This is a genomic window from Chitinophaga caseinilytica, assembly GCF_038396765.1.
In the GTDB taxonomy this organism is placed as follows: domain Bacteria; phylum Bacteroidota; class Bacteroidia; order Chitinophagales; family Chitinophagaceae; genus Chitinophaga; species Chitinophaga caseinilytica.
Genome location: NZ_CP150096.1, coordinates 2,440,121 through 2,466,245, shown reverse-complemented (window position 1 = coordinate 2,466,245; position 26,125 = coordinate 2,440,121). Strand labels below are relative to the sequence as shown.

Annotated in this window: 26 protein-coding genes; 14 read left to right on the top strand and 12 right to left on the bottom strand. The window is 54.7% G+C overall.

What is annotated here, in order from left to right; all coding sequences use genetic code 11:
• Positions 1-154 precede the first annotated feature (154 nt).
• From dapA to WJU22_RS10325, 6 genes are all read right to left on the bottom strand, one after another.
• Positions 155-1,036 (bottom strand): 4-hydroxy-tetrahydrodipicolinate synthase, encoded by an 882-nt coding sequence (gene dapA, locus WJU22_RS10350; protein WP_341843163.1) that lies wholly within the window; start codon positions 1,034-1,036, stop codon positions 155-157.
• A gap of 113 nt (positions 1,037-1,149) precedes the next feature.
• Positions 1,150-2,103 carry an acetyl-CoA carboxylase carboxyltransferase subunit alpha gene (locus WJU22_RS10345; protein WP_341843162.1) on the bottom strand — a complete coding sequence of 318 codons (954 nt, stop codon included), beginning with the start codon at positions 2,101-2,103 and terminating at the stop codon, positions 1,150-1,152.
• Positions 2,104-2,315: 212 nt separating this feature from the next.
• On the bottom strand, positions 2,316-2,918 hold the full coding sequence (locus WJU22_RS10340) for an SGNH/GDSL hydrolase family protein (RefSeq protein WP_341843161.1): 603 nt from the start codon (positions 2,916-2,918) through the stop codon (positions 2,316-2,318).
• Positions 2,915-4,177 carry a kynureninase gene (kynU, locus tag WJU22_RS10335; protein WP_341843160.1) on the bottom strand — a complete coding sequence of 421 codons (1,263 nt, stop codon included), beginning with the start codon at positions 4,175-4,177 and terminating at the stop codon, positions 2,915-2,917. The genes WJU22_RS10340 and kynU overlap by 4 nt, the downstream gene beginning before the upstream one ends.
• Positions 4,178-4,224: 47 nt before the next feature.
• Entirely contained in the window at positions 4,225-5,523 is a 1,299-nt protein-coding gene (locus WJU22_RS10330) for a hypothetical protein (protein WP_341843159.1), read from the bottom strand.
• Between the two features lie 151 nt (positions 5,524-5,674).
• Positions 5,675-6,622, bottom strand: coding sequence for a hypothetical protein (locus tag WJU22_RS10325; protein ID WP_341843158.1), 948 nt, complete (start codon positions 6,620-6,622; stop codon positions 5,675-5,677).
• 343 nt (positions 6,623-6,965) lie between these two features.
• Between WJU22_RS10325 and WJU22_RS10320 the strand changes: the two genes are divergently transcribed.
• From WJU22_RS10320 to WJU22_RS10280, 9 genes are all read left to right on the top strand, one after another.
• Positions 6,966-7,166 (top strand): hypothetical protein, encoded by a 201-nt coding sequence (locus WJU22_RS10320; RefSeq protein ID WP_341843157.1) that lies wholly within the window; start codon positions 6,966-6,968, stop codon positions 7,164-7,166.
• A 270-nt stretch (positions 7,167-7,436) separates the two neighbouring features.
• Complete coding sequence (gene ric / locus WJU22_RS10315; protein WP_341843156.1) at positions 7,437-8,171, top strand: iron-sulfur cluster repair di-iron protein; 735 nt, start codon at positions 7,437-7,439, stop codon at positions 8,169-8,171.
• A gap of 236 nt (positions 8,172-8,407) precedes the next feature.
• Positions 8,408-8,902: a cytochrome c gene (locus WJU22_RS10310; protein WP_341843155.1), complete on the top strand. Its 495-nt coding sequence runs from the start codon at positions 8,408-8,410 to the stop codon at positions 8,900-8,902.
• Positions 8,903-8,932: 30 nt separating this feature from the next.
• Complete coding sequence (nosZ, locus tag WJU22_RS10305; RefSeq protein WP_341843154.1) at positions 8,933-10,912, top strand: Sec-dependent nitrous-oxide reductase; 1,980 nt, start codon at positions 8,933-8,935, stop codon at positions 10,910-10,912.
• 58 nt (positions 10,913-10,970) lie between these two features.
• Positions 10,971-11,558, top strand: a complete 588-nt coding sequence (locus tag WJU22_RS10300; RefSeq protein WP_341843153.1) for a hypothetical protein — start codon at positions 10,971-10,973, stop codon at positions 11,556-11,558.
• Positions 11,555-11,965 carry a nitrous oxide reductase accessory protein NosL gene (locus WJU22_RS10295; protein ID WP_341843152.1) on the top strand — a complete coding sequence of 137 codons (411 nt, stop codon included), beginning with the start codon at positions 11,555-11,557 and terminating at the stop codon, positions 11,963-11,965. Before WJU22_RS10300 ends, WJU22_RS10295 begins: the two co-directional genes overlap by 4 nt.
• Positions 11,962-13,188: a nitrous oxide reductase family maturation protein NosD gene (locus tag WJU22_RS10290; protein WP_341843151.1), complete on the top strand. Its 1,227-nt coding sequence runs from the start codon at positions 11,962-11,964 to the stop codon at positions 13,186-13,188. The genes WJU22_RS10295 and WJU22_RS10290 overlap by 4 nt, the downstream gene beginning before the upstream one ends.
• Positions 13,185-13,913 (top strand): ABC transporter ATP-binding protein, encoded by a 729-nt coding sequence (locus WJU22_RS10285; RefSeq protein ID WP_341843150.1) that lies wholly within the window; start codon positions 13,185-13,187, stop codon positions 13,911-13,913. The genes WJU22_RS10290 and WJU22_RS10285 overlap by 4 nt, the downstream gene beginning before the upstream one ends.
• Positions 13,882-14,649: an ABC transporter permease subunit gene (locus tag WJU22_RS10280; protein WP_341843149.1), complete on the top strand. Its 768-nt coding sequence runs from the start codon at positions 13,882-13,884 to the stop codon at positions 14,647-14,649. The genes WJU22_RS10285 and WJU22_RS10280 overlap by 32 nt, the downstream gene beginning before the upstream one ends.
• Here WJU22_RS10280 and WJU22_RS10275 read toward each other — a convergent pair whose 3' ends face one another.
• The gene (locus tag WJU22_RS10275; protein ID WP_341843148.1) at positions 14,650-15,105 is read right to left on the bottom strand and encodes an Rrf2 family transcriptional regulator; all 456 of its coding nucleotides are present in this window, start codon (positions 15,103-15,105) and stop codon (positions 14,650-14,652) included.
• A 28-nt stretch (positions 15,106-15,133) separates the two neighbouring features.
• Positions 15,134-15,556 (bottom strand): 6-carboxytetrahydropterin synthase, encoded by a 423-nt coding sequence (locus WJU22_RS10270; RefSeq protein ID WP_341843147.1) that lies wholly within the window; start codon positions 15,554-15,556, stop codon positions 15,134-15,136.
• 147 nt (positions 15,557-15,703) lie between these two features.
• Between WJU22_RS10270 and WJU22_RS10265 the strand changes: the two genes are divergently transcribed.
• The 3 genes from WJU22_RS10265 to WJU22_RS10255 all read left to right on the top strand — a co-directional run bounded on the left by WJU22_RS10265 (position 15,704) and on the right by WJU22_RS10255 (position 18,104).
• Positions 15,704-16,741 carry a hypothetical protein gene (locus tag WJU22_RS10265; protein WP_341843146.1) on the top strand — a complete coding sequence of 346 codons (1,038 nt, stop codon included), beginning with the start codon at positions 15,704-15,706 and terminating at the stop codon, positions 16,739-16,741.
• Complete coding sequence (locus tag WJU22_RS10260; protein ID WP_341843145.1) at positions 16,663-17,487, top strand: hypothetical protein; 825 nt, start codon at positions 16,663-16,665, stop codon at positions 17,485-17,487. The genes WJU22_RS10265 and WJU22_RS10260 overlap by 79 nt, the downstream gene beginning before the upstream one ends.
• Before the next feature lie 239 nt (positions 17,488-17,726).
• Positions 17,727-18,104, top strand: coding sequence for a hypothetical protein (locus WJU22_RS10255; protein WP_341843144.1), 378 nt, complete (start codon positions 17,727-17,729; stop codon positions 18,102-18,104).
• A gap of 65 nt (positions 18,105-18,169) precedes the next feature.
• On the opposite strand, the gene WJU22_RS10250 is transcribed toward WJU22_RS10255, so the two are convergent.
• The 4 genes from WJU22_RS10250 to WJU22_RS10235 all read right to left on the bottom strand — a co-directional run bounded on the left by WJU22_RS10250 (position 18,170) and on the right by WJU22_RS10235 (position 22,372).
• Positions 18,170-18,769: a macro domain-containing protein gene (locus WJU22_RS10250; RefSeq protein WP_341843143.1), complete on the bottom strand. Its 600-nt coding sequence runs from the start codon at positions 18,767-18,769 to the stop codon at positions 18,170-18,172.
• Between the two features lie 38 nt (positions 18,770-18,807).
• Positions 18,808-19,665 carry an alpha/beta hydrolase gene (locus tag WJU22_RS10245; RefSeq protein ID WP_341843142.1) on the bottom strand — a complete coding sequence of 286 codons (858 nt, stop codon included), beginning with the start codon at positions 19,663-19,665 and terminating at the stop codon, positions 18,808-18,810.
• Positions 19,666-19,676: 11 nt separating this feature from the next.
• A complete protein-coding gene (locus WJU22_RS10240; RefSeq protein WP_341843141.1) occupies positions 19,677-21,035 on the bottom strand; it encodes an amidohydrolase family protein in 1,359 nt (452 codons plus the stop codon).
• A gap of 98 nt (positions 21,036-21,133) precedes the next feature.
• Positions 21,134-22,372, bottom strand: coding sequence for a sodium:proton antiporter (locus WJU22_RS10235; protein WP_341843140.1), 1,239 nt, complete (start codon positions 22,370-22,372; stop codon positions 21,134-21,136).
• Positions 22,373-22,949: 577 nt separating this feature from the next.
• Here WJU22_RS10235 and WJU22_RS10230 point away from each other — a divergent pair.
• Together WJU22_RS10230 and WJU22_RS10225 are read left to right on the top strand one after the other, a co-directional pair.
• On the top strand, positions 22,950-25,445 hold the full coding sequence (locus WJU22_RS10230) for an alpha/beta hydrolase family protein (RefSeq protein WP_341843139.1): 2,496 nt from the start codon (positions 22,950-22,952) through the stop codon (positions 25,443-25,445).
• An 80-nt stretch (positions 25,446-25,525) separates the two neighbouring features.
• Entirely contained in the window at positions 25,526-26,110 is a 585-nt protein-coding gene (locus WJU22_RS10225; RefSeq protein ID WP_341843138.1) for a Crp/Fnr family transcriptional regulator, read from the top strand.
• Positions 26,111-26,125 lie beyond the last annotated feature (15 nt).

Genomic DNA, 26,125 nt, shown 5'->3' with positions numbered 1-26,125 from the left:
TGATTATCCTGTTCAACCCTATACCCCCTGGGCGCCTGGCAAGGGCGCCCTTTTTTGCGCCATCCGGCCGCTACGCACATGCCGCAAAACAAAAAGGGCTGACGCCTGGTATAAAAACCGGCCGTCAGCCCTTCCGCTTTCCGGTGAAACCGGGTTAGTATGCGGAGAGATACTTTTTGATCTGTTGCTGGAGCGCTTCCGTGGCGGGGATTACCGGCAGGCGGAACACGTTTTCCATGAGGCCGGCCTGGTGCAGGAACGCCTTGATGCCGGCGGGATTGTTTTCCGCGAACATGAGATCGAAGCCTTCGAGCATGCGGTAGTGCAGGTTGCGGGCCGTTTCGAAATCTCCTGCCAGCGCGGCTTTCACCATCGCGGGGAAGTCTTTCGCGAAGTAGTTCGCAGCCACGGAGATTACGCCGTCCATTCCACAGGCCAGCTGCGGCATGGCAACGCCATCGTCTCCACTGATCACCAGGAAGCCTTTCGGTTTGTCGCGGATGATCTGCATGCATTGCAGCATATCGCCCGATGCTTCTTTCATGGCGATGACGTTTTCCACTTCGTGCGCGATGCGCAGGGTGGTTTCTGCCGTCATGTTACGGCCGGTGCGGCCGGGAACGTTGTACAGGATGATGGGTTTGGGAGATGCGGCGGCGATGGCCTTATAGTGCTGGAAGATGCCTTCCTGCGTGGGTTTGCTGTAATAAGGCGCCACGCTGAGGATGGCGGCGGCTTCGTCGAGCGGGCAGGATGCCAGTCGCTTCACGACATCGGCGGTGTTATAATCGCCAACGCCCACCACTACGGGCACGCGCTTCTTCACCTTTTCGAAGGTAAAGCGGATCAGGTCGAGTTTTTCTTCGGAGGAAAGTGTGGGTGTTTCCCCGGTAGTGCCGAGGGTCACGACGTAGTCTACGCCCCCGGTGATCACATGATCGATAAGCCTTTCGAGGGCATTCCAGTCAATCGCTTCGCTGGCGGTGAACGGTGTCACCAATGCCACGCCGGTGCCCCTTAATTGTTCCTGTAACATATTTCAAATGGTCAATGGCCGCAGTGCTGCCTTAGAAAATGCAAAGATTGTCAATTGGATTGATACCCGCAATACAGCTGCGCTCTTTTTTGCCGGACGAATGTCAATTTTGATCAACGTTCTTCGAAGAAGCCCATATTGGAAAATTTATCGATCCGTTGTTCGATGCGCGTGTCCGGGTCGATCTTTTTCAATTCGGCCAGGGTTTCGATGAGGCGTTTCTTCAGGATCTCGGCCATTTCTTCGTGGTTGGAATGTGCGCCGCCCACGGGTTCGGGGATCACCCCGTCTACCAGTCCGAACTGGCTCATGTACCCGGAAGTGAGCTTGAGCTCTTCCGCCGCTTTTTCCTTGAAATTCCAGCTTCTCCAGAGGATGGTGGAGCAGTTTTCGGGGGAGATTACGGTGTACCAGCTGTTTTCGAGCATGAAGATACGGTCGCCGATGCCGATGCCCAGCGCGCCGCCGGATGCGCCTTCGCCGATGATCACGCAGATCACGGGAACGCGGAGCTTCACCATTTCGAACAGGTTACGGGCGATCGCTTCGCCTTGTCCGCGCTCTTCCGCTTCCAGGCCGGGATATGCGCCCGGGGTATCGATGAGGGTGATGATGGGCTTGTTGAAACGCTCCGCCAGCTTCATGAGCCGGAGGGCTTTGCGGTAACCTTCAGGGTTGGCCATACCGAAGTTGCGGATCTGCCGCATCTTAGTATTCACGCCTTTCTGCTGGCCGATGAACATCGCAGTTTCACCGCCGATTTCCGCAAATCCGCCAACCATCGCCTTGTCGTCTTTCACATTGCGGTCGCCATGCAGCTCCACGAAGTTTTCCGTCATTCTTTCGATGTACTCCAATGTGTACGGCCTTTCGGGATGGCGGCTCAGCTGCACTTTCTGCCAGCTGGAGAGATTGTTATAGACCTGTTGCTTGGTGTCGATGATTTTCTGCTCGTACTCTTTCACGGTAGCGGAAACGTCCACGCCGGACTTCTCCCCGTTTTCCCTCAGTTTTTCCAGTTGTTCGTACAGATCCGCAATCGGCTTTTCAAAATCCAGAAATTGCATAAACAGTTTTAATAAAGGTTAAAGTACTTCATAAAGATAGTAAACCCTGTATTGCGCCCAATGGCTGTTTCGTACAGGGATCCGCAAAAAGTGACCTTCCCGGATGTTGCCGGCGGGTCAGGGGTGCAAATGTAGGATAATTCTCATTGAATCAAAATCCCTGCCGCGGAGGGCAGGGATTCATCATATAAAAAGTATTGTGTTGCTGCGGATTATCCATTCCCGAAGGCGGCGGCCACTTTTTCCGCCCACCCTGCGTACACGGCCCCGGAAGGGTGCAGTTTGTCTTCCACCACGCTTTCCGGCCGGCCGCCGGTAAGCCGGTAACTTTCCGTGATATTAATATAAGGTATGCCCAGTTTTCCGCTGATTTCGCGGCTGATGCCGTTGAACTCGTCGATCTGGTTGCAAATGGTATCCGTATCGCGCCCCGCGGCGAAGGGCGTCACGCCCCAATCCGGGATGCTCACCACCACTATTTTTCCACCGCCTGCAAGCTCCAGCGCCCGGTTTGCCAGCCATTCGAATTCCTGCGCATATTCCGTTTCCGGCAGCCCGCGGTACTGGTTGTTCACCCCGATCAGCAGCGACACGAAATCGTACGCCGGCAGCAGCCGGGTGTTGTGTTGCAGGTGATGGATCAACTCACCGGTGGTCCACCCCGTTTTCGCGACGATCTCCGGCGCCTGTACCTGCATGCCGGCCGCGCGCAGGAGCTGGAGCGCCTGGTACGGAAAGCTCTCGAACAGCGGAACGCCTTCGCCGATAGTGTACGAATCGCCAAGGGCGAGCCAGTTTTTGATGGAAGTACTCATGCGAATGATTTTAAAACGTCGTGGAACCGGAGCACATCTGAATAGGAGCAATACAGCGGCGCGGGCGCCAGGCGGATCACGCCGGGCTCGCGGTAATCGCAGATGATCCCGTTTTCCATCATGCGCGCGTGGATCGCCTTCCCGTCTTTCGGGAAATACAGCGACAACTGCGCGCCTCTTTGCAGCGGATCGGCCGGGGTGATGATCTCGCAGGGCAGTGAAGCCTGGCCCAGCAGGAACTCCAGGTAGGCCGTGAGCCGGAGGCTTTTGGCCCGCAACGCTTCGATCCCCGCTTCCCTGAACAGTTCCAGCGAAGCTTTCAGCGCCACCATGTTGAAAACCTGTGCGGTACTGATCTGCCAGCCGGCCGCACCGGGTTTCGGGACGAAGCCCTTTTCCATCTTAAACCTCGTTTTTTCATCGTTCCCCCACCAGCCGCCGAGACGTGGAAAAGCGGGATCGCTGCCGTGCCTTTCATGCACGAAAAGCCCGCCGGCCGCGCCGGGGCCGCCGTTCAGGTATTTATAGGAGCACCATACCGCAAAATCCACGTTCCAATCGTGGAGCCGGAGGGGAATATTGCCGGCCACATGGGCCAGGTCCCACCCGGCAAAGGCGCCCTGCCGTTGCGCGGCGGCGGTAATGGCGGGCATATCGTAAAACTGGCCAGTGTAATAATTGATGCCGCCCATGAGCACGAGCGCCAGGCTATTGCCCTGGCGGGCGATCACGTCGAGGATGTCTTCCGTGCGGAGGAGCTTCTCCCCTTCCCGCGGCGAAATTTCCACAAGGGCATCGTCGGGGTCCAGGCCATGGAGGCGGACCAGCGTTTCGAGGGCGTATTGGTCGGACGGGAACGCCCCGGCTTCCATCACGATGCGGTACCGCTCTTTCGTTGGGCGGTAGAAGCTCTGGAGGATGAGGTGCAGGTTGACGGTGAGCGTGTTCATGACCGTCACTTCTTCGGGCGAGCAGCCCATCATGCCGGATAAAGTTTCGCTGAAATTGGCATGATAGAAAAGCCAGGGATTTTTGGCGCGGAAATACCCTTCCACCGCCAGGTTCCGCCAATCTTCCAGTTCCTGTTCAATGGCGCCGGCGACAGACCTGGCTTGCAGGCCGAGGGAGTTTCCGCAGAAATAAATAGCGTCTTTCCCTGCGTGTTGCGGGAAGTGGAATCGGGATTTGAAGCCGGCGAGCACGTCTTGCTGATCTAATGCCGCGGCGAAAGTAACGGTTGGTTCAAATGCGGTATTCATGAAGGCAATATAACGAAAAAGGCTGCTCCGCCGATTGCCGGAAAGGACTAACGGTTGTACATCTTCACCACAAAGCCGCTCGTATCCGCCTTCACCGCCGCCAGCTGTTTGTTGAGCTCCCGGACCGCGTTGCGGAAGAGGGTTTCCGAAATACCGTCCTTTTCGCGGCCGGTCAGGTATACGCGGAACGAAGACCGGTGGCGGACTTGCGCCAGCATCATGTGCATGGCGGGAAAGGATTCGGAAATGGCGCCGCCGATCTTCAGGGTGTCGTACAGGGGAATGCCGGTCATTACGTCGAACACCGGAAACTCCGACGAATCTACCGGCGCGGCGCCGCGCATCCGGGGCGGCGCGATGCGTTGCTGGGGGTCGTAGAAACGGATGAAAAGCTGGACGTCTGCGCTGTCGTTCATGTTGAGGATGCTGCCGCGCATGGGTTTGACGGACCCGTCGCCGGCGATGATGACCGTTTGAATGCGGAAGGAATCCGGGTTTTCGATGAAGGCTTCCAGTTCCCGGTTGGCTTCCGTATGCCGGAAAGCCGCGATGCCGGTGGGGTCAGACACGTTGATATCCGGCAGCAGCTCGGCGCGGGCGGCCGTATCGTTCGTATAGAGGAAATGGGCGCCCTGGCGCTTGAGGTATTCGCTCATCACGGCTTTGGCTTCCCCGATATTGCTTTGGTACTTTTCTTCCTGCTGCGCCGCGATTTGGGCGAAGTTGATATCGTCGCGTTTGAACCAGTCTTTCCCGCAGGTCCTGACGAGCGCCAGCAGCGCGAAAGCGGCGCCGATGGGGATGACCAGGGCCGGTTTTCGGTTGCGCTTCACGACTTTCCGGAGTTGCTCCGAGGGCGGGGCTTTTTCGTACGACAAGGTGGACTGGCGAACTTGTGCCCTCGGTGCCCAGGCGTCCATTTTCAGGGAAAGTTCGGCAGTGAACCGTAGGAACGTTTCCGCGTCTTCCACGGAATTGTAAATGCTGCCCTTGCTGGTGATGCGCCAGGTCAGTTTACGGCCGTTGTTCAGCTCGATGCGTATGGATGGAGGGTCCATGAACAGGGAGCTTCCTTTCACGGCTTTGATTTCATTGAATTGCACGCGTCCGAAAAACGCGGACGTGAAACCGGAATTGTCCAGCGAAATTTCGTCTTGTGCCTTTCCTTTCGTGAACAATAGGTAAAAGCCGATGACGATGGGGGCGAAGACGGAGGCAATGATCAGCGCCACATTGTCTTCCACCAGCAGAATGGCCGGGACCACGCAGACGATGGGCGCCAGCACTACCAGCCATACGTACCGCAGGGCGCTGGGATGTTGGAATTTGAATGAGAACAGGTGCATATCGGGTTCAGGAGCGTCTAAAATAAACGTTCCCTGCGAATTTCGGGTTTTATTCAGCCCGAGGCATCCCTGATTCCCGGTACTTTTCATAAAAAAACAACAAGGGCCGGCATTATTCGCCGGCCCTCGGTTAATATTTCCCGTTCATAAACTAGAATTCCGACTGCACAGGCGTGCCCCAGGCTTCGTTCAATTCAATATGAAAGCCATTGTTATACTTGGATGGAGGTACTTCTGGAAGCGGGTATAATCTCCCGGTCAAAATCGTTTTCACATTCGGTTGTACCGGTACGTTATAGATCGTTTTTGTCATCCAGTTTCCTGTGACCCTATCCCGGTATTTGATGAACACGACGGTTTCGTTGCCATTCGGTATTTTCACCAACAGCCCCGAGAACGCACCTCCCGTTCCCCTTGGAAAAACCAGCGACGGCGTGGCTGCCATTTCTTCTCCTTTCCCTGTTACGAAACTGAAATATGTCGCTAATACATGTGTACTAACGGTAACGATCGAATCCGGATGAACAGCCGGTGCGTCGAGTATATTTACTTCCAGGGCAGATGAAGCGCGGTTAAGCGACATGTTCACCTCATTTGTTCCGGTGGCACTAACTGTAAATTCCTGGCTATTAAAAAACAGTTCCGGCCATTTCAAGATTTCACGTGCATATCCTTCCCCGTCATAAACCGTCGGCGGAACCACTTCGTGGGTAGTCAACATTCCTGAGTCTGCGATAGCTGCAATTTTAACCAGATAGTTGCCAACCGGCAATGAATCCGTCAATTCTCCAAAATCCGGATCGGTGGCATATTGCAGTTGGGTAGACACAACGGCGACCGGGTTGGAACTCGCATGGATGACGATACGTAATCCCCAAAGTTTCGAGGCCAGTAAGGAATCTTTTGCTGCGCTTCCTCCCTGAAGTTTTCTTGCACCGTTCCCGGGCAGCGGCTCCAATTTGTGGATGAATTCTTTCAGGCTTAGGTGCACCGGATAACGTTTAGTGTCTTTCGTCGGCGTTTCCTGCACTGCATTGTCGTTCTTAGTGCAGCTGAACAGGAAAACCAATCCTGCCATTGCTAAAATTCTGAACTTCATAGATATTGATTTTTGGTTAACTAATGAAATAGGGATCATGATACTACCATATGGAGGTAGCGAACACGCCTTACGGGTGAAAACACATGAAGTAACAGACCGGCAGCAACGTAGTGCAACGCAATCAATTCTTCTGCTACAATAAATTAATGAAAACCGGGTCGGGATAATTTGGTTAACAATTCCTCATGTCGATTAACATCCGTGTATCATCACGTATCACGAAAATATATAAATATTTATGATAAAGCACTGATGTGGAAAAATATTATTCCTGCCCATATTCCCGGTTTATGTGACTCAAGTCACCTTCACGGGGTGCGAATTGGCCCATATTTGCAGCATGAAACGAATTTTTTCGCAATGGTCTGCCGGACGATGGATCAGGCTGGGTGCCGGAGCGACCATTTTTATTTACAGTATGCTTATGAAGGAATGGCCACTGGCCATTTTCGGCGGCCTGTTCGCGCTGATGGCGGTACTCAACGCCAGCCCCTGCGCTGCCGGCAATTGCCGGGTGCCCGATAACCGGGCGCGCCGCTAAAATTACGATGCATTGTTTCCGGGGGAGACAAGTATAAGGGTCCGCCAGCTGCGCGGGCCCTTTTTTCGCTTCCGGCACCGGCGTCTCCCATCCCCCGAAAACTGATTTTTATCATACCTCCCGCCCATGCTGCATTACAGCGGAAAACCCATTTTATAATTAAGGACTATTTTGTCTTTTATTAAAGCATTTCCCCGTAGCTTTGTGCTGTTTTTCCGGCTCCTATAAAGGACAATTATGTATTTATTTAAAATCGATAAACAAATTACCATGACACACCTGGAACAAGCCGTTATCGGCCAGCTCGTATCCGACAATTACCGCACAGCCGCCGTTTTCAGCAAATACCGGATCGACTTCTGCTGCAACGGAAACCGCACCGTGGAAGAAGCCTGCGCCCAAAAGAAAATCGACATTTCGGCCGTCACCGCAGACCTGGCGGAAGTGCTCGGCGTTCAGCCCGAGACCGGCACGGACTACAACACCTGGGAACCAGACGTACTGGCCATTCACATCGTGGACCGGCACCATGCATACGTTGCCAACCAGATCCCAGTTTTACAGGCTTATCTCCATAAACTGTCGAACGTACACGGCGGCGCGCATCCCGAGCTCGTCCGCATCGCGCAGCTTTTTAATGAAAGCGCCGCGGAACTAACCATGCACATGAAGAAAGAGGAGCTCGTCCTTTTCCCCTACATCCGTCAGATGGTGGTAGCCCGGGAAAACGGCACATCGGCCGCTCCGGCGCATTTCGGCACCGTGGCCGGGCCCATTTCCATGATGATGCACGAGCACGACCAGGAAGGCGAACGCTTCCGCCAGATCCAGCAACTGAGCGGCGACTACACCGTTCCGCCGGACGGGTGCAATACCTACCGCGTGACCTATGCGCTCCTGAAAGAATTCCAGGACGACCTGCACCTTCACATCCATCTCGAGAACAACATCCTTTTCCCGAAAGCGGCCGACCTGGAAATTGGGTTCCGGCCTGCCGGGAAATAGTTCCACAACCAAACAGACCATAGAATCCATCCTTCTGACTTACCTGCCGGCAGCACTTACCCGTGCGGCGGGCAGGCCGCTCCTTGCCATTTTTCACCCATGACCACTGCGCCGCCGGTTACGATCTATATCATGGAAAACGGGGGGCTCCGTTGCCGAGTGTCATCAAAATCGTTGACGGCCGTCATGAAGGATGCATGCACCGATTCAGACCTTTGAACCAAACAAACAACATCATGAAACAGCTCAGGTACCTCTTCATCTGCACCGTGGCCATCGCAATTGCGGCAGCCGGGTGCGGGGGCGGACAGGAAAAGGCCGGCGAAGAAAAAGCCCCAGCCTCCGAAACGCCCGCCGCAGACAACAACGCCGCGGCCAGCAACGCCGTAGACCCCAAAGGCATCGGCAAATTCAAGGACGTGCAGCTCACCCACCCGCTGGATGAAGCCATGGCCAAAAAAGGACTGGAAATCGCCGAAGTAAAATGTACTTCCTGCCACAAAACCACCGAAGAAAAACTCGTAGGGCCCGGCTGGAAAGGCGTTACCGACCGCAGGACCCCCGAATGGATCATGAACTTCGTCACCAACGTGGATGAAATGCTCGACAAAGATCCGGAAGCTCAGGCCATGCTGGAAATCTGTATGGTCAGAATGCCCAACCAGAACCTCTCCGACGACGATGCCCGCGCTGTACTGGAATACATGCGCAAGCTCGACGGCAAGAACTGATAATTTTCATTCCCGTTAATATACTTTATTATGAAACTTTCTCCCTTACTCCTGGCCGCAGCCGCTGCGCTGACCGTCCAGAGCTGCAAGATGAAGAGCACCGAATCGGCCGTGGGCGGCGACGCCGCTGCACGTACGTACGTGGCTCCCGGCAAATACGATGAGCTATACAATTTCGTTTCAGGCGGCTTCTCCGGCCAGGTTGCCGTGTACGGCCTGCCCTCCGGCCGCCTCCTGAAAGTGCTGCCCGTTTTCTCGGTGAACCCCGAAAACGGTTACGGCTACAGCGAAGAAACCAAACCCATGCTGAACACTTCCCACGGCTTCGTTCCCTGGGACGATCAGCACCACCTGGCGCTTTCGCAGACCAATGGCGAGCACGACGGCCGCTGGCTCTTCGCCAACGCCAACAACTCACCCCGCGTGGCCCGCATCGACCTGAAGGCGTTCAAGACCATGGAAATCATCGAGCTGCCCAACAGCGGTGGTAACCACTCTTCCCCCTTCCTCACCGAAAACACCGAATACGTGATCGCAGGTACGCGCTTCTCCGTGCCCGTAGGCAACGCAGAATCGCCGCTGGACAACGCATCCTACAAAAAGAACTTCAAAAGCACCGCGTCCTTCATCGGTATCGACAAAAATTCCGGTCACATGAACGTGGCCTTCCAGATCATCCTCCCCGGTATGGACCTCGACCTGAGCCGTGCCGGCAAAGGCCCCAGCCACGGATGGTTCTTCTTCTCCACCTACAACACCGAACAGGCCAGCACCCTGCTGGAAGTGAATGCTTCGCAGAAAGACAAAGACTTTATCGTGGCGGTAAACTGGAAAAAGGCGGAAGAATACGTGAAAGCCGGTAAAGCCAAAAAAATGGCCACCGAATACTACCACAACACGTTCAACGAAGAAAACCACACCGCTACTTCCGAGATCATCAAGGAAGTGCTGACGCTGGACCCGGAAGAGCTCAAAGACCTCGTGTACCTCATCCCCTGCCCCAAATCGCCGCACGGCTGCGATGTGGACCCTTCCGGCGAATACATCGTGGGCTCGGGCAAACTGGCCGCGCTGATCCCGGTTTTCGCCTTCCAGAAATTCGTGAAAGCGATCGAAGACAAAGCGTTTGAAGGCGAATACAACGGCATCCCCGTTATCAAATACGAAGCGGCGCTCCACGGCGAAGTGCAGAAACCCGGCCTGGGCCCCCTGCACACCGAATTCGACGGCAAGGGCAACGCGTACACCTCCTTCTTCGTGTCTTCCGAGATCGTGAAATGGAGCATCAAAGACCTGAAAGTGCTCGACCGTGTGCCGACGTACTACTCCATCGGTCACCTCATGGTACCCGGCGGCGACACCAAAAAACCTTACGGCAAATACGTGGTGGCTTATAACAAGATCACCAAAGACCGCTACCTGCCTACCGGTCCGGAGCTGGCACAGAGCGCGCAACTGTACTCCATCGAGGGCGACAAGATGCAGCTGCTGCTCGACTTCCCCACCATCGGCGAGCCGCACTACGCACAGGCCATCCCGGCGGAGAAGATCAAAGACCAGAGCGTGAAGTTCTTCGATATCGCCAAAAACAAGCACCCTTATGTGGCTGCCGGCGAAAAAGCGACGAAAGTGGAACGTAAAGGCAACCAGGTACATGTGTACATGACGGCCATCCGCTCCCACCTTACCCCGGACAACATCGAAGGCGTCCAGGTGGGCGACGAGGTGTACTTCCACATCACTAACCTGGAGCAGGATTGGGACATTCCCCACGGCTTCGCCATCAAGCACGCCGCTACCGCGGAACTGCTGGTGATGCCCGGCGAAACTTCCACGCTGAAGTTCATCCCCACCCAACCGGGCGTTTATCCCTTCTACTGCACCGACTTCTGCTCGGCGCTGCACCAGGAAATGCAAGGTTACATGCGCGTTTCTCCGAAAGGAAGCAACGTACCGCTGAAATGGCACACCGGTGGAACGGATTCCACCGCCGCCGTGGCAGCCAAATAATTACAAAACCCCGGCAGTACGTTTCCCCGGAAACGTACTGCCATCCTTACTACCAGTTATGAACAGAAAATTAAGCGCGTTCGGGAAAGTCAGCATCATACTGGCCATCGGCTGCATCGTGATGCTCTGGATAGTGCCCATGTGGCGGATCGATCTCGCTGCGCCGCAATACCCGGAAGGGATTTCCATGCAGATCTGGATCAACGACGTAAAGGGCGACGTAGAGATCATCAACGGCCTGAACCACTACATCGGCATGAAAACCATCCACAAAAACGATTTCAAGGAATTCGTGTACATGCCCGTTGCCCTTGGCGCGTTCTGCCTCCTGGGGCTGCTCGTGCTGGTCCTGAACCGCAGGGCCTGGTTTTACGCCTGGACGGGCCTTTTGCTCCTCATCGCCGCCGTATCCATGTACGATTTCTGGAAATGGGAATATGATTACGGGCATAACCTCGACCCCACGGCTCCCATCAAAGTACCGGGAATGGCGTACCAGCCGCCGCTCATCGGGTACAAGAAGATGCTGAACTTCGAAGCCCTTTCCCAGCCTGATATCGGCGGATGGTTCTTCATCGCGGCCGCTTTATTGCTTACCAGCGCAGCCTTTTACGAATGGCGCCGCGCAAAAAAACAAAGGTTATGAAGCTGTATCTACCCGCGCTGACGCTCCTCCTTTTCCTCGCCAGCGCCTGCGGCAGGAAATACGAACCGATCGCATACGGGAAAGACGCCTGCGCACATTGCAAAATGACCATTATGGACAAGCGGTTTTCCGCAGAGATCGTGAACCCGAAAGGCCGCGTGTTCAAATTCGACGACATCGCCTGCCTCCGCGGGTTCGACATCGAACCGGGAAGCCTCCTCTTCGTCAATGATTATTCGGGCAAAGCGGCGGGACCGCTGCTGGCCGAAAAAGCTGTTTTCCTTCACCACGAATCGTTCAAAAGCCCCATGGCTGGCAACTTCCCCGCTTTTGCGGACGAAGCCGCCGCCACTGCGCTGAAAGACAGCCTCGGGCTCGATTTCCTCACCTGGGAAAAATTGCCATGACCATTTTACGTACCATATTAATTTTTCTCCTCCTGCCGATGGGGCTTTCCGCCACGGTGATCCGCACCGGGCCAGACAGCCTCCTCCAGCACGCGCTCGACAGGGCCCGGCCGGGCGACACGGTGATCGTGGCGCCGGGGCATTACCTGCAGCACGAGATCGTTATCCGCACTCCCATCACCCTCATCGGGGAAAACTTCCCTGTGTTCGACGGTGAAAACAAATACCAGCTTTTCGTAATTACCGCCAGCGGTGTTTGTGTACAGGGCATCACCGTGCAGAACACCGGCCGCAGCAGTATGGTAGACATGGCCGGCATCCGCCTCCAGAACGCGGCGCGCGTGAGGGTCAGTAATTGCAAAGTCCTTAACACCACCTACGGCATCTACCTCCAGAACAGTAAATACTGCGTGATCGAAAACAACGAGATCCGCTCTTCCGCAACCGACGAGCTGCAGGCCGGCAACGGCGTGCACGCCTGGAAGTCGGACTCCCTCCTCATCCGGGACAACAACATCTCGGGGCACCGCGACGGTATTTACTTCGAATTCGTCACCGGCTCCGCCATCATCGGCAACGTTTCCACCAACAATGTCCGCTACGGCCTGCACTTCATGTTTTCGCACAACGACGGTTACAGCCGCAATACTTTCCGCCACAACGGCGCGGGCGTTGCGGTCATGTATTCGAAAAAAGTGATCATGACGGGCAATACCTTCAGCGAACATTGGGGAGACGCTTCGTACGGCATTCTCCTGAAAGATATTTCCGACAGCAGGATCGAGCATAACACCTTCGCCCGGAACACGATGGGCGTGTATATGGAAGGGAGCAGCCGCATCCACATCGCGCGGAACACCTTTTCCGCCAACGGCTGGGCCATGCGCGTGCAGGCCAGCTGCGAAGGGAACACCATCGAAACGAACAATTTCCTCGACAACTCCTTCGACGTGGCCACCAACGGCACGCTCATGCTCAACGCCTGGCGGAACAATTACTGGGACAAATACGAAGGATACGACCTCAACCGAGATGGCACCGGCGATGTGCCCTACCATCCCGTGAGCGTCTATTCCATCCTTTCGGAAAGGATCCCTTCCACCATGATCCTCTACAGGAGTTTTCTCACCAACATCGTGGACCAGGCGGAAAAAATCATGCCGTCCATCATCCCCGACCAGCTGCGGGACGATTCACCTCAAACGAAAAAATGGAAGCTATGATCCGGATAGAAAAACTGACGAAGTCTTTCGGCAAATTCAAAGCCCTCGACGGGATCGACCTTTCCCTGGAAAAAGGACAGGCCGTTTCCCTGCTCGGGCCCAACGGTTCCGGCAAAACGACCCTCATCAAATCCATCCTGGGCCTCGTTATCCCCGAAAAAGGGGACATCATCATCAACGGCCAGCCCATCCGCAACAATCCCGCCTACCGCGCCCACATCGGCTATATGCCGCAAATCGGGCGATATCCGGACAATATGACCATCGAACAGGTGCTGCATATGATCAAGGATATCCGGAAAGGGCAATCGGCGCTCGACGAAGAACTGTACGAAAGTTTCGGGCTGGACAAGATCAAACATAAAAAGATGCGGACGCTTTCCGGCGGAACGCGCCAGAAAGTGAGTGCCTGCATCGCCTTCCTCTTCTCGCCCGACGTTTACATCCTCGACGAGCCTACCGCCGGGCTCGACCCCGTGGCCAACGAGATCCTGAAAGACAAGATCGCCGCCGAATGCGCGCGGGGCAAGCTCGTGCTCATCACGTCGCACGTGCTCAGCGACCTCGACGGCCTCACGAGCCACATCATTTACCTGCAAGACGGGAAGCTGATGTTCCACCAGTCCATCGAACAACTGCAGGAACAAACCGGCGAAACGAAACTCAATACCATCATCGCAAAAATCCTCACGCATGCGGACCGTAAGCAAATATGTATTTCTTGACCTGTTGAAGAACCGGTCGATCCTCGTATATACCGCCGTGCTGGCCGTTCTGAGCTTCACCTTGCTGGGGCTGGACGGCGGCAGCGCCAAAGGGTTGCTGAGCCTGCTGAACATCACCTTGCTTTTTGTGCCGGTGATCACCACCCTCTTTTCCGCGATCTACTTTTTCAATTCACTGGAATTCATCGAGTTGTTGCTATCCCAACCCGTGAAGCGGACGAGGATCCTATTGTCCGAATACGGCGGGATGGCGCTGTCGCTCTCCGCGGCGTTCGTGGTGGGCGTGGGTTTCCCGCTGACGGTGCTGCTGCCGGTTACCGCATCTTTCGTGCTGATCATGACGGGGGTTTTGCTCACGTTCATTTTTACCTCGCTGGGGCTGTTGATTTTCGTGCTCTCGCGCGACAAGACCCGCGGCATCGGGGCGGCCATTATCGTGTCGCTGTTTTTTACGTTGCTGTTCGACGGGTTGATGATGGCTTTCATCTTCACCTTCAGCGATTACCCGATAGACCGGGCCGTGGTGGCGATGGTGGGGCTGAACCCGGTAGACCTGGCGCGGATCCTCATGTTGTTGCAGCTGGACGTGGCGGTGCTGATGGGCTATTCGGGTGCCCTGTTCAAGGAGTTCCTCGGTTCATCCACCGGCAGCTTGTACGCGGTGGGCTGCCTGGGATTGTGGACGGTGGTGCCGTTGTGGCTGGCGTTGCGGATATTCCGGAAAAAAGATCTTTGATCAGGCTTTCTTTTTGGGCGGGCGGTTGTTGATGACGATTTTGCCTTTGGCGGATTCTTCGGCCAGCGCCTGAATGGTGGTTTTCTCGAACATCTGGCGGAGTTGCGCCTTGATGGCGCGGTATTGGTCGTGCATGGGGCAAGGGCGGGATTCGGAGCATTCCTTGAGGCCGAGCACGCATTTGGTGATGATACCGTCTTCCCCTACAGCTTCGAGCACGGCGCGCACGGGGAGTTTACGGGCGGCATCGGAGAGGTAGAAGCCACCGTTTGGCCCGCGGACGGAGCTGACCACGCGGTTGTTTTTGGTCAGCAGTTGGAGGATCTTGGCGGTGAAATATTGCGGAGAATCGATCGCCGTGGCGATTTCGTCTATTCCGAGCTTATTGTCTTCCGAGCCTTTCAACGCGATGTAGATAGTGGCCCGGAGCGCATATTCCGCAGATTTGGACAGCATAATGGCGTTCGATTTGCCTGCAAAATAATCATAAAACCCATTCCGCAAACGAATCCGCTGTTTCGTAGAGGCGAAGGGAAGACAGGGTGACGCTTTTCGGGAGATACGGGCGGATGGAATTGCGGATGAAAAGGAGGAGGTTTTCGGCCGAGGGCTCGGCGTCTATTACCAGCAGGTTTTCTTCCGCGGAAATGTCGGGATTGGCGCGGAGGTAGGTGGTAGAAACTACCAGCGCATGGTCTAAGCGGTCTACGGCTTTTTCGTTGACCGTGCGCTTGAGGTCCTTGAAATCGATGAGGATCCCCGGCGCGGGGAAGAATCCCTCCGGCTCTTCGGCCCTCACCGTAACGTGCAGTTGGTACGAATGGCCGTGCACATGCCGGCAGGCGCCGTTGTAACCATGCAATGCGTGCGCCGTCTCGAAGCGGAAAATTTTAGTTACCTGGATCATCCATTTTTATTTCCCGCAAAGATACTAATAAAAGATACTTTTATCCTTATTTTAAATACCTTTACACTGCCAACCGAAGGCAATCATTTCGCAGCAGCATCCGCCCTATCACGGCGCCCGCTGTTCAACCTACATCAATCCGAATTTATGGTGCATGAATTTCACATCCCCGTCATGGGGCTGGCTTACACGATCGACAGTCCGGTTAAAGTGGCCCGCTTCGGCATCAGTTCCGTTATTTCCATCATTGAAGACCGCCTGATCGAGATGATGCGCAAACATTACTATACGGAGCGCCACGAGCCTTACATCCCGATCTCCTCCAAAGAAGAAGATTACCGCGCCCGGCGCATCACCGATTACCTCAATCTCGTGAACCGGATGGTCCAGGAGCAGGTCGAAAAACTGCGGACGGCCGCGTTCGAGACCGGCTCGGATATCGTCAAATATTTCGAGATGCTGCCGGATAAGAGCGCTGTCAAACAACTGTACCTCCAGTTCAGATCAGCCACCAGCGCAGAATCGAGAGCAGCCATGGAAGCGAAGCTGCGCGCCCTCATCGCTCCCGGCGCCATCGACGTCAACATCATGACCAAAACCGACAAGAACAACTACGGGAAAGACGGGCAGCCGATCGAAGACGGGTCGGACGCCGTGGCGGCGCTCCGCGGATACGCCAACAGCGATCTCTGCGGTTCCTCCATCGTGTTTTCCGCCGGCATGAACCCCAGGCTTTACGGTTACCTCGAAAAATGCCGGCAGTTCGATGCCGACGCGGGCGGCGTCATGCAGAAAAAAGTGGTGGTAAAGGTGAGCGATTACCGTTCGGCCCTCATCCAGGGGAAATTCCTGGCGAAGAAAGGCATTTGGGTGAGCGAGTTCCGCATCGAATCAGGCCTGAACTGCGGCGGCCACGCCTTCGCGACAGACGGCATGCTCATGGGCCCCATCCTCGAAGAATTCCGCACCGGCAAAACCGAGCTTTGCAACGCCCTTTTCCAGCTATACACCGACGCGCTCCGCAAGCGCGACGCGCACATTCCCCCGGCCCGCCGCCCATGGTCATCACGGCGCAGGGCGGCATCGGGAGCCACGCTGAGCACAACATGCTCCGCGAATATTACCAACTGGGCACCACCGGCTGGGGAACCCCGTTCCTCCTCGTGCCCGAAGCCACTACCGTAGACGCCCATACCCGCCTCCAACTCGGCAAGGCCAAAGCGGAAGACGTGGTCTTAAGCCACCACTCCCCCATGGGCGTGCGCTTCCATTACCTCAAAGGCCTGAGCGGGGAAGCCGAGCGCCTCCGCCGCATCCGTGACGGAAAACCCGGAAGCCCCTGCACGGAAAAACACCTGTCGTTCAACACCGAATTCACCGAAAGGCCCATCTGCACCGCATCCATCCAATATCAACGCCTGAAGATCGACCAGCTGCAAAAAGCGCAACTCCCCGAAAAGGAATACCAGGCGCAACTGGCGGAAGTCCTCGGCAAGGAATGCCTCTGCACCGGACTGAGCAACTCCGCCGCGGTGACGTACAACACCACGCTCGTAAAGAACCAGGAAAGCATTACCATCTGCCCGGGGCCTAACATCGCATTTTTCAACCGCGAAGCGTCACTGCAGGAAATGTGCGATCATATTTACGGTCGCGCGGATATTCTCGAAGGCGTGGACCGGCCGCATATGTTCATCAACGAGCTACGGCTTTACATCGCTTACCTGCAGGAGCAAATGCAGCAATGTACCGGCGACAAAATGGCGAAGCAGCTCGATGTTTTCCGGGAGAACCTGCTGAAAGGGATCACCTATTACCGCCAGCTCCATCATTCGGAAGTGATCGCCGGCGAAGGATTCGGGCAAATGCTGAACGAAGCCGAAACACAAATCGAAGCGATCAGACATACAGCCTGCGTTACTACCCTATGACTATTGTCCTATGATCCCATACCCAAAGCAAAAAGACCTTGCCGCATCTGCCGCAAGGTCTTTGATTTAAAAGGCGCGTCCACCGCGAAACCACCGCATCGCGGCGGGCATGCCACATGCCGGGGCAGGAAATTGTGGAGTTAATCCGCCAACGTCGTGCTTTACAGCTGTTTATATTGTTGGTACAGGAATTGCAAATAGAGTATCAGAACAATCTTTATTGACTAAAACCGATGTTTATGAAATTCATGTTGAAGAGCATTGCTGTATTGCTGTTGGCTGCATTTGCATTTACTTCCTGCAGCAAAGACACCGACCCCGCAGACGTTGACGTATTTGCCGGCACCTTTAGAGGAAATATTTCGTACAAAGACAGTGAAAAAGATATCACACAAGCCAATGGTAGCGTTTTCGTTACGAAAGTCGGCTCCAGGTATGATTTCCGGTTCTCCGACGGTATACCCGACCTCACCGGCGTCCAGTTCGAAAAGAAAGACGCCAATACGATGGTCAGCATCGGCAGCGACGGTACCGGTATTATTACCATCACCAAAGACAAGCTGAGCATAGGTTTTACCCGTGCCGGCCGCGCCTGGACCGCAGATTGCGGACGATAGCAATTTGTAAGGATAAGAATAGATCCCACAAAGCCTGCGCGTTGCGCGGGCTTTGTGGTGTAATATCAATGCGTCCAGATCATACCTGTTGGATTGAGGGTGCGCTGGTATTTCTGCGCATCGCCGAAGGCTTCGAAATCCATCCGTTTTCCATTTACGATTTCCTCAAACGCATAAAACATCTGTTTTGCAGCGATCTTCGGGTCCATCCGGCCTGTGCCGGTGCACAATCCCGGAATGGCGACAGATTGAATTTCAGGTTCCTTGTTCGCCGCTATCAATATGGCTTTCATCGCCAGATAGGCATTCACCGAAGTATCGATGTTGAAATTTGTCGGGATGCGCATAGTGGGCGCCGAAATGAGGTACGGAATCTCCGGATCTCCCGTTTCCAGCGTCATAGCCTGACCTACCAGCAGCTCCCCTTCCGGCAGCGCCTTGATGCGGTCCATCAGCTTTCTTTCCAGGTCCCATCCCAGGCGTTCCGAGAGGGCGAGATCGAGGCCACCGTCCATAAACCCGAAAGAATTTGCCGGGCTAACGACCGCATCTACTTTCAGTTTGGTGATATCGCCTTCATGTATAACTACATTGGGAATATCGGAGAAGAAGGCCTTCCAGGCTTCGATCAATGCGGGGTCGATTGCAGATAATATGTATTGCATGGGTTAAAAATGTATAGAGATGATACAAAGATACGCCCTCATTTCAAAAACTCCCGCATCAGCGGCAGCACTTCATCGAAATGTGTTTCGAGCAGCATGTGGCTGCCGTCGAGGATATGCACTTCCGCGTCCGGTATATCGCGCCGGTAACAGTGAGCTTCTTCCACGTTGAAATACGGATCGTACCGGCCCCAGATAATCAGCGCCGGTGGCTGGAACGTACGGAAATACAGCTGAAAGATGGGGAACAGCAGCATATTGTCCAGATAATCGCAATTGAGGATGTATTGCATGTCCAGGTTGCCTGGGCGCTGCATCAGCTGCCAATCGAGCATCCAGGTTTCGGGCGCAACCCGCGGCAGGAGCTCGTCTGGCAAGCCGGCGGCATATTGCGCTTTTGTGCCTTCTTCGCTCAAAAAAGCATATACCTTCGCCTTCTTTTCCGGCGTGGGGTGTTTCCAGTAATCGAGCATTTCGTCCCACTGCGGCCCGGCCCCTTCTTCGTACGCATTGCCGTTCATGACGATCAGGCGCTCGATCTTTTCAGGATGTTCGACGCAAATCCGCAATCCGATGGGGCAACCGTAATCATTCAGAAAAATCGTGAACCGCTCCAGGCCGATCGCTTCGGTGAAAGCATGCATGCACGCCGCGATGTTCCGGAACGAGTATTCGAATTCGTCGATGGAAGGGAATGCGCTGAAGCCGAACCCCGGATAGTCGGGCGCCACCAGGTAAAAATCGTCTGACAGGGCGGTCATGAGCGTTTTGAACATGACCGACGACGTGGGGAAACCATGCAACAACAGTATGGCAGGCTTGCGCCGGTCGCCCGCTTCGCGGTAGAAAATCTCCACCCCGTTTACATTTATTTTCCTGTTGAAGAGCTGCGCCATGTTTTCGGGTTTTATGGTTCCAGCGGGCCTTTGCTCACTTCCCGTCCTGCTTTGAAGACCCGGTAAATACTTTGCGTGCCTTCGATATGGAGCGCCGGATTTTCGTTCAATACCAGCAGATCCGCTTTTTTTCCCACTTCGACGGTACCGTAATCCGCGTCTACCCGCATGGCTTTTGCTGCATTTTTAGTGCCAACCGTGATCGCTTCCAGCGGTGTAAAACCGGCCTCCACCAGCAATACCAGCTCCAGGTGTTCCGAAAAACCCTGCGCCCGCGCGGGGCTGGCACCCGAATCGGTCCCCAATGCCACGAGCACGCCCGCTTTGTGGAGTTTATACGCATTTTTCAAGGCTGTTTCCAGCGCGCGTATTTTATCGGGGTAATTGGAGTTGTTGCGGATATTGTTTTTGTATTGGGGAGACGTGATGAATGCGAGGGCACCTGGCTCGAGGGATTTCCGGAAAAACGGATCGTTCACCCAGGCGGGCGTATCTCCGTATGCAACCGCAAATTTATCCAGCGCGAGCGTCGGGATGTACACCACTCCCTTTTCCTTCATTTCCGCCACCAATGTATCGTCCACTTCGCGGTCGCGGATGCTGTGCGCGATGATATCGATCCCATCTTTGACGAGTTGCTTCGCGTCTGCGATATAATACAGATGGGCGGCGGCTTTCATCCCGTTTTCATGTGCCGCGCCGATCAATGCATGATATACGGAAGGATCCATTTTCGGTTTCCCCGGCCCGGCATTATCCACCCACATCTTGATCGTTTTTACCGGAAGCCGTGCGAGAGCTGCCACCTGCGCTGCTGCTTCCTCCGGTGTGGCGGGGCGCTGTACGAGGTCCATCCCGAAAGCTGCGGGCGGCGCGCCGCCCGAAACACCGAAACCATATCCGGCGGAGTGCAGCCTTGCGCCGGGGGCGAGCCCTTTCAGCGAGGAATCCGCCAATCCGCTTTCGAAAAGCAGCGGCCTGTCTGTCCCCATCACGAGCACCTGCAGCACCCCGAAATCCTGGTACTTTTCGAGATGCCGGAGCACATTTTCGCGGGTATAAAAACGGCCGTCGTTCGCCGAATCCTTCAGCGTGCCCACGTGCACATGCGCGCTGATAAGGGCCGGCATCACCGTTTTCCCCGATAGGCGCAACACGGAAACCCCGTTCGTATCCAGGCCAGTGCCGATCCGGGCGATACTTCCATCCTGCATCAAAATATCGATATGTTCCTGTGGTGCGCCACCGTTTCCATCTATTAACGTAACATCCCGGAGCAGCAGCGGTTGCGACTGAGCGGAGGTGGTTTCCTTGCAGGCGGTCAACATCGCCACGCCGGCGATCCAGGCATATTTTCGGATAGTCTTCATCGTGAATTGGATTTGAAGGGAAAAAGCGGCGGTCTTTAAAGATAACAAAAACGGGCCGCACATCGGCGGCCCGTCGGATGAATAATATGTTCTTTCAATTAGTTCAGCACTTTCCCGGCCACTTTCCCCACGCTCAAACCCTGCACCATGATAGAAAACACTACCACGAAGTAAGTCATCTCCAGCAGGATTTCCTTGTAAGGCCCGCTGGCCAGCGAAAGTACCAGCGCAATGGAAACACCGCCCCGAAGGCCGCCCCATACCAAAATGGTCAGCGAGCCCCGCGACAGTGGCGGATTGAACGGCACCACGAGCGATGGCAGATAGATCGACAGGAACCGGGCAAACAGCACCACGAGGATGGTGAATGTGGAAATTAACCAGTAACTTTCGAGGTCTTTGATCATGAGCAGTTCGAACCCGATGAAAAGGAACAGAATCGCGTTCAGGATCTCGTCGATCAGTTCCCAGAACTTGGCCAGATAATCGCGCGTTTGGTTCGACATAGCAACCCTTCGGCCGAAGTTCCCGATAATCAAACCGGCGGCCACCATGGTGAGCGGACCGGAAATATGCATGGTATGCGCGATCATGTAGCCGCCCATTACGACAGACATGGTGATGAGCGCTGAAATGATGTAATCGTCGATGGATTTGATGGCTTTGGATGCGGAGAAACCGAGGATGGCGCCGAGTGCCAGTCCACCGAGGGCTTCCTTCGCCAGCAGCCAGCTGACATGCGCGAGGGAAACGTCCATGGTAGCGGATTCCGCGAGTTGGAGGATCACAGCGAAGAGTACAACGGCCACGCCATCGTTGAACAGCGATTCTCCGGCGATCTTGGTTTCGAGGGATTTGGGAACGTCCGCTTTCTTGAGGATGCCCAGTACGGCGATGGGGTCTGTCGGCGAGATGAGCGCACCAAACAGCAGGCAGTAAATAAAAGGCAGATCGATCCCGAACCAGGGAACAATGAAATGCAGCACGAAGCCGATAACGAAGGTGGAAAGGATCACACTGAGCGTGGAAAACGTCAGCACCGGGAGGCGCTGCTTTTTCAGATCGGCGAAATTCACATGGATGGCACCTGCGAACAGCAGGAAGTTCAACATGGCGCCCATCAATACTTCCGTGAAGTCGAACTCGGTCAACAATTTCATCAGTTTCCCCGTCATACCCGGGAAAATCGAGTTTCCCGCGAAGCGGATCCCGATCGAAACCAAGATCGCCATCAGCATAATCCCGATGGTGGAAGGCAGTTTCATGAACCGGTGATTGATGTACGCGAACAACGACGCCAAACAGATAAGGATCGAAAACGAATAGTATAACTCCATCCCGCAATATAGTTTTTTTAGAAAGATTGGATTTGGACGAACGACTTAAAATTCAATTAAAACTGCTGCTGGAGCGGCTGATATCGTTTTCGTAAGGACGCCCGATGAAAGCAGAAAAGCAAGCCGCGAGGAGCGGCCCTCACGGCATTGCTCACACGGAGAGCTGCTTACTGCTCCACCAAATTCTTCAAAGTAAAACTCCACCAGGTGCGTTATATCGCGGAACTGAAAGAACAATCGCCTATCAACCGAATCACATTTTAAATTATTTACCTAATTAATAATGATATAATAATTAATTTTCCCTACTTTCAACACCGATAACCCGATTCAATTTTTAAATTCCGCCACGTGATAAAACGATTCCACTACCTGATCCCTTTCCCATACCGGCTTTGCGCAACTAACATCCCCGCATAAACGCCACTGCAAAAACATACCGCGTGTATGCAGGAAACTGCATATCAAACCCTCATTATACCTACCCATTCATGTTATGAGAAGACTTACTTTATTATTGACGCTTTTTTGTTGCGGGATGCTGCAAAGCTGCAGACAGCACCTGGCCCTTAACCGGATGGCGGATCAAAACGGCGACGTATCCCCGATCCGGAACTGGGTAATTTCCGGCGATTTTCCTTTCGATTCCGCGCAGGCATCCGGCAATGCTTTCATGCATCACAATTTCCTGGAACAGGCCGGGTTGGAAGAAAACGGCATCACACCGCAACAATTCGACGACCTGGAAAGTTTGCTACCGCTGACGCGGGACACGAGCCGCGTCCCTTACTTCAACTTCATTTCCAACCAGAAGGATAAGAAAATGGCCGTCAAATACCTGTTTGCCACTATCGAAGCGCCCAGGGACACCACAGTGTATTTGCTCATGTATGCTGCGCAGTATCTGAAAGTATGGATGAACGGGCAACATATCTACACCGGCATCGAAAGGCAGCGCCAGCGCAAATTGTATGAGGAATATATACCAGTTCAACTCCGGAAAGGCAGTAACCGGCTGCAGGTGAAGATCGGGGTGAAAGACCTGCATTCGTCGCTGACGCATTGGGAGTTCAGTGCCGCCATGGCCACGGAGGCGTATGCGCGGAAGAATTTCTCCATTGAATACCATTCCGATTTCGTGCAGCGGTCTATCATCGACAGTGGCCGATTTGCCCGGATTTACCTGGGCCCCTATTCCCAGGACGCTTCCGTCCCCTATCAGCTGAAAGACCGCAAGGGGCGCATGTTGCAGACGGGCAACCTGTCGCGCATGCAACCGGATTCGCTGAACGGCTACAGGCGGTTCATTTTCCCGGAAACGGCCCTGGAGCAATTTCTCGTGCTGGAAGTGGTGACCGGGAAGGACACGCTGCGCCAGGACTTATTCTACGGCCGGTTCGCAAACTTTATGCAGCAATTGCAGAACCTCCGGTCAGACGGCCTTGCGAAATTCGGCGATGTGCAGCTGGAAAGGGATTTCGCCGCAACCCATGAACGCCTGCAACGCCTTGTCGGCTATGGGTTGGCCGGAGAAAATCCTTATGTAAGTTTCTGGGACAAAAGCCGCATTTCCGTAGGCGGGGAGCTCGCAGATTTCTGTCAATCCCTCCGGCCGGGAGGCAGAGCAGACACGAAGTTCCGGTTCGGATTGAACAGTTTCCCTTCTTCCCTCGATTCCACTATTCAATATTATTACCTGCACATGCCGGTGGGGGAAAAGGTGCCTTTACTGATCATGCTGCCTTTCCCTAACGAAAACACGCCGCTGGAATTCAGCTGGTGGATTTCCAACCTGGACGAGCTCAACAAAACGAAGTGGCTGGCCGACCTGTACGGGTTCGCCGTGATGTGGGTCGATCTCCGCGGCGCCACGGGCACACATGCCATTTCCTCAGCCGACCTTGCCGAAACGTTTTCTGCCGCATCCCGGCGGTTTTCCATTGATCCGGACCGTGTTTTTGTTGTGGGCAGCAGTGCCGGTTGCGCTACAGCCCTGATGCATGCCGCCCGGCGACCGGATATTTTTGCGGGATGCGCGCTGTTCGGGCCAACAATGTCGGCTGACACCGGCGGACTTACCAGCCTGGAACAGCGGATGCATCCCCTGGTGGTTTCGCCCAACCTGCATAATGCACATGTTTTTGTTCAAAGCAGTGAAAAGGACGAAAAGGCTCCAGCGGCGCAGGTCCGCCAGTTTTACGACCTTCATTTCAGCAGGTTCCGGACTTCTGCGTTGGTCATGACGCCGGAAGGAAGCCACTACGTGTCGACTACGGAGCGCGCGCATGACGTTTTCCGTTTTTTCGCGGATAAGAAAAGAGTTACCTCCCCCGATACCATTCGGTTTACCACATTCAGCCACCTGTATACCGGCAGTGCGTGGCTGCGCATTCAGCCGGCGACCTGCGGGGCTGCCGCGAGCGTTGACGCGCACATTGCCCGCGACAGTATTTTCATCGAAACCCGGAATGTTTGGCAGGTGGCCATCCGCCTGAGCGATCTTCCATCCGCAGCGCGCCGGTTCCCCATCCTGCTCAATCATCAACCGGCCCGGATCGTACATTCGAAAGATACGGCCGTCGTACTGCTGGACGCCGGTGTTGCCAGCGCCCATAACGCACATACGATCAGCGAGGTGTACAGCGACGCGTTTATCATCGTGGGGAACGACGAGAACGGGGCGCTGGCCGATTCCCTTGTGCGGCACTGGCAGAACCGGTCGTGGACGAACTGCCGGCATATTCACGAAAGGGATCTCAGTCCGGAGATGCTCAAAACCCACCATCTCATCGTTCCCGGTACCTATAGCGGGCACAGCGGATTGAAGAAAATCCCCCGGCCCGAAAACCCCGATCGCAAGAATACGCTGGAGATAACCGTATCGCCCAATCCCTATAATCCCGCGAAACTATTGCTCACCGTGTTTACCGACGATATGGCGCGCCCCCTCCCCTTCCGCGACCTCTCGCTCGAGGGCGGCTATTGCTACCTGGATTATGAATGGGCCGGCCAGCAATACTTCCACCGGCGCCGGGTAGTAGCGGGCACCGCAGCCCCGCGGCCTGCAAATTAACCGTTTGCAGCCGGCCTGCATTTTGGAATCTGCGATGGCACTATCGCCCGGCGGGGCTATCTTTGTGAAAATGAGCCGATATGGACCCCTATTACGAAACGCTTTTCCGGTATATTCAACAATTCATTGAAATGCCCGAATCGGATAAGGATAGTTGCCGGAACACATTCAAGGTTTTGCAGGTGAAAAAAGATACAATGCTGGAAACCGCGGGAAAAATCCCCCAGCATCACAATTTCATCGTTTCGGGGTTCATGCGTAAGTTTTACGTGAACGACAACGGCGAAGAAGTGACGGTTGACCTGAACAACGGACCGCGTTTCTTCACTTCCTGGTTTCATTTCGCCAATCAAACGCCATCCGGCGAAAACCTGCATTGCATTACCGACTGCGAATTGTTGCGGATATCGAAACAGGATGCGGACCGGACGGTGAAAACCAGTATCACGCAGAAGGATTTCACGATAAAGTTGTTTAACCAGGTGATGGATGAAGACAAGCAAAGGATGAACGACCTGGCTACGCTGACCGCCGAACAGCGATATTTGAAATTCATGAAGAGCAGTCCCGAAATTATCAAGAATGTACCATTGAAATTTATCGCTTCCTATTTGGGGATCAAGCCGGAAAGTTTAAGCCGGATCAGGCGGGAGATCATTTCCTAACAATTGTTAAGTGCC

Bases quoted from the DNA above. Each gene is read 5' to 3' on its own strand.
- WJU22_RS10270 (WP_341843147.1), bottom strand. From the start codon at position 15,556: ATGATCCAGGTAACTAAAATTTTCCGCTTCGAGACGGCGCACGCATTG.
- kynU (WP_341843160.1), bottom strand. From the start codon at position 4,177: ATGAATACCGCATTTGAACCAACCGTTACTTTCGCCGCGGCATTAGAT.
- WJU22_RS10285 (WP_341843150.1), top strand. From the start codon at position 13,185: ATGATCCGGATAGAAAAACTGACGAAGTCTTTCGGCAAATTCAAAGCC.
- dapA (WP_341843163.1), bottom strand. From the start codon at position 1,036: ATGTTACAGGAACAATTAAGGGGCACCGGCGTGGCATTGGTGACACCG.
- WJU22_RS10230 (WP_341843139.1), top strand. From the start codon at position 22,950: ATGGCGGATCAAAACGGCGACGTATCCCCGATCCGGAACTGGGTAATT.
- WJU22_RS10330 (WP_341843159.1), bottom strand. From the start codon at position 5,523: ATGCACCTGTTCTCATTCAAATTCCAACATCCCAGCGCCCTGCGGTAC.
- WJU22_RS10280 (WP_341843149.1), top strand. From the start codon at position 13,882: ATGCGGACCGTAAGCAAATATGTATTTCTTGACCTGTTGAAGAACCGG.
- WJU22_RS10340 (WP_341843161.1), bottom strand. From the start codon at position 2,918: ATGAGTACTTCCATCAAAAACTGGCTCGCCCTTGGCGATTCGTACACT.
- WJU22_RS10225 (WP_341843138.1), top strand. From the start codon at position 25,526: ATGGACCCCTATTACGAAACGCTTTTCCGGTATATTCAACAATTCATT.
- WJU22_RS10255 (WP_341843144.1), top strand. From the start codon at position 17,727: ATGAAATTCATGTTGAAGAGCATTGCTGTATTGCTGTTGGCTGCATTT.
- WJU22_RS10290 (WP_341843151.1), top strand. From the start codon at position 11,962: ATGACCATTTTACGTACCATATTAATTTTTCTCCTCCTGCCGATGGGG.
- WJU22_RS10245 (WP_341843142.1), bottom strand. From the start codon at position 19,665: ATGGCGCAGCTCTTCAACAGGAAAATAAATGTAAACGGGGTGGAGATT.
- nosZ (WP_341843154.1), top strand. From the start codon at position 8,933: ATGAAACTTTCTCCCTTACTCCTGGCCGCAGCCGCTGCGCTGACCGTC.
- WJU22_RS10235 (WP_341843140.1), bottom strand. From the start codon at position 22,372: ATGGAGTTATACTATTCGTTTTCGATCCTTATCTGTTTGGCGTCGTTG.
- WJU22_RS10275 (WP_341843148.1), bottom strand. From the start codon at position 15,105: ATGCTGTCCAAATCTGCGGAATATGCGCTCCGGGCCACTATCTACATC.
- ric (WP_341843156.1), top strand. From the start codon at position 7,437: ATGACACACCTGGAACAAGCCGTTATCGGCCAGCTCGTATCCGACAAT.
- WJU22_RS10300 (WP_341843153.1), top strand. From the start codon at position 10,971: ATGAACAGAAAATTAAGCGCGTTCGGGAAAGTCAGCATCATACTGGCC.
- WJU22_RS10265 (WP_341843146.1), top strand. From the start codon at position 15,704: ATGGTGCATGAATTTCACATCCCCGTCATGGGGCTGGCTTACACGATC.
- WJU22_RS10250 (WP_341843143.1), bottom strand. From the start codon at position 18,769: ATGCAATACATATTATCTGCAATCGACCCCGCATTGATCGAAGCCTGG.
- WJU22_RS10320 (WP_341843157.1), top strand. From the start codon at position 6,966: ATGAAACGAATTTTTTCGCAATGGTCTGCCGGACGATGGATCAGGCTG.
- WJU22_RS10345 (WP_341843162.1), bottom strand. From the start codon at position 2,103: ATGCAATTTCTGGATTTTGAAAAGCCGATTGCGGATCTGTACGAACAA.
- WJU22_RS10260 (WP_341843145.1), top strand. From the start codon at position 16,663: ATGCTCCGCGAATATTACCAACTGGGCACCACCGGCTGGGGAACCCCG.
- WJU22_RS10240 (WP_341843141.1), bottom strand. From the start codon at position 21,035: ATGAAGACTATCCGAAAATATGCCTGGATCGCCGGCGTGGCGATGTTG.
- WJU22_RS10310 (WP_341843155.1), top strand. From the start codon at position 8,408: ATGAAACAGCTCAGGTACCTCTTCATCTGCACCGTGGCCATCGCAATT.
- WJU22_RS10295 (WP_341843152.1), top strand. From the start codon at position 11,555: ATGAAGCTGTATCTACCCGCGCTGACGCTCCTCCTTTTCCTCGCCAGC.
- WJU22_RS10325 (WP_341843158.1), bottom strand. From the start codon at position 6,622: ATGAAGTTCAGAATTTTAGCAATGGCAGGATTGGTTTTCCTGTTCAGC.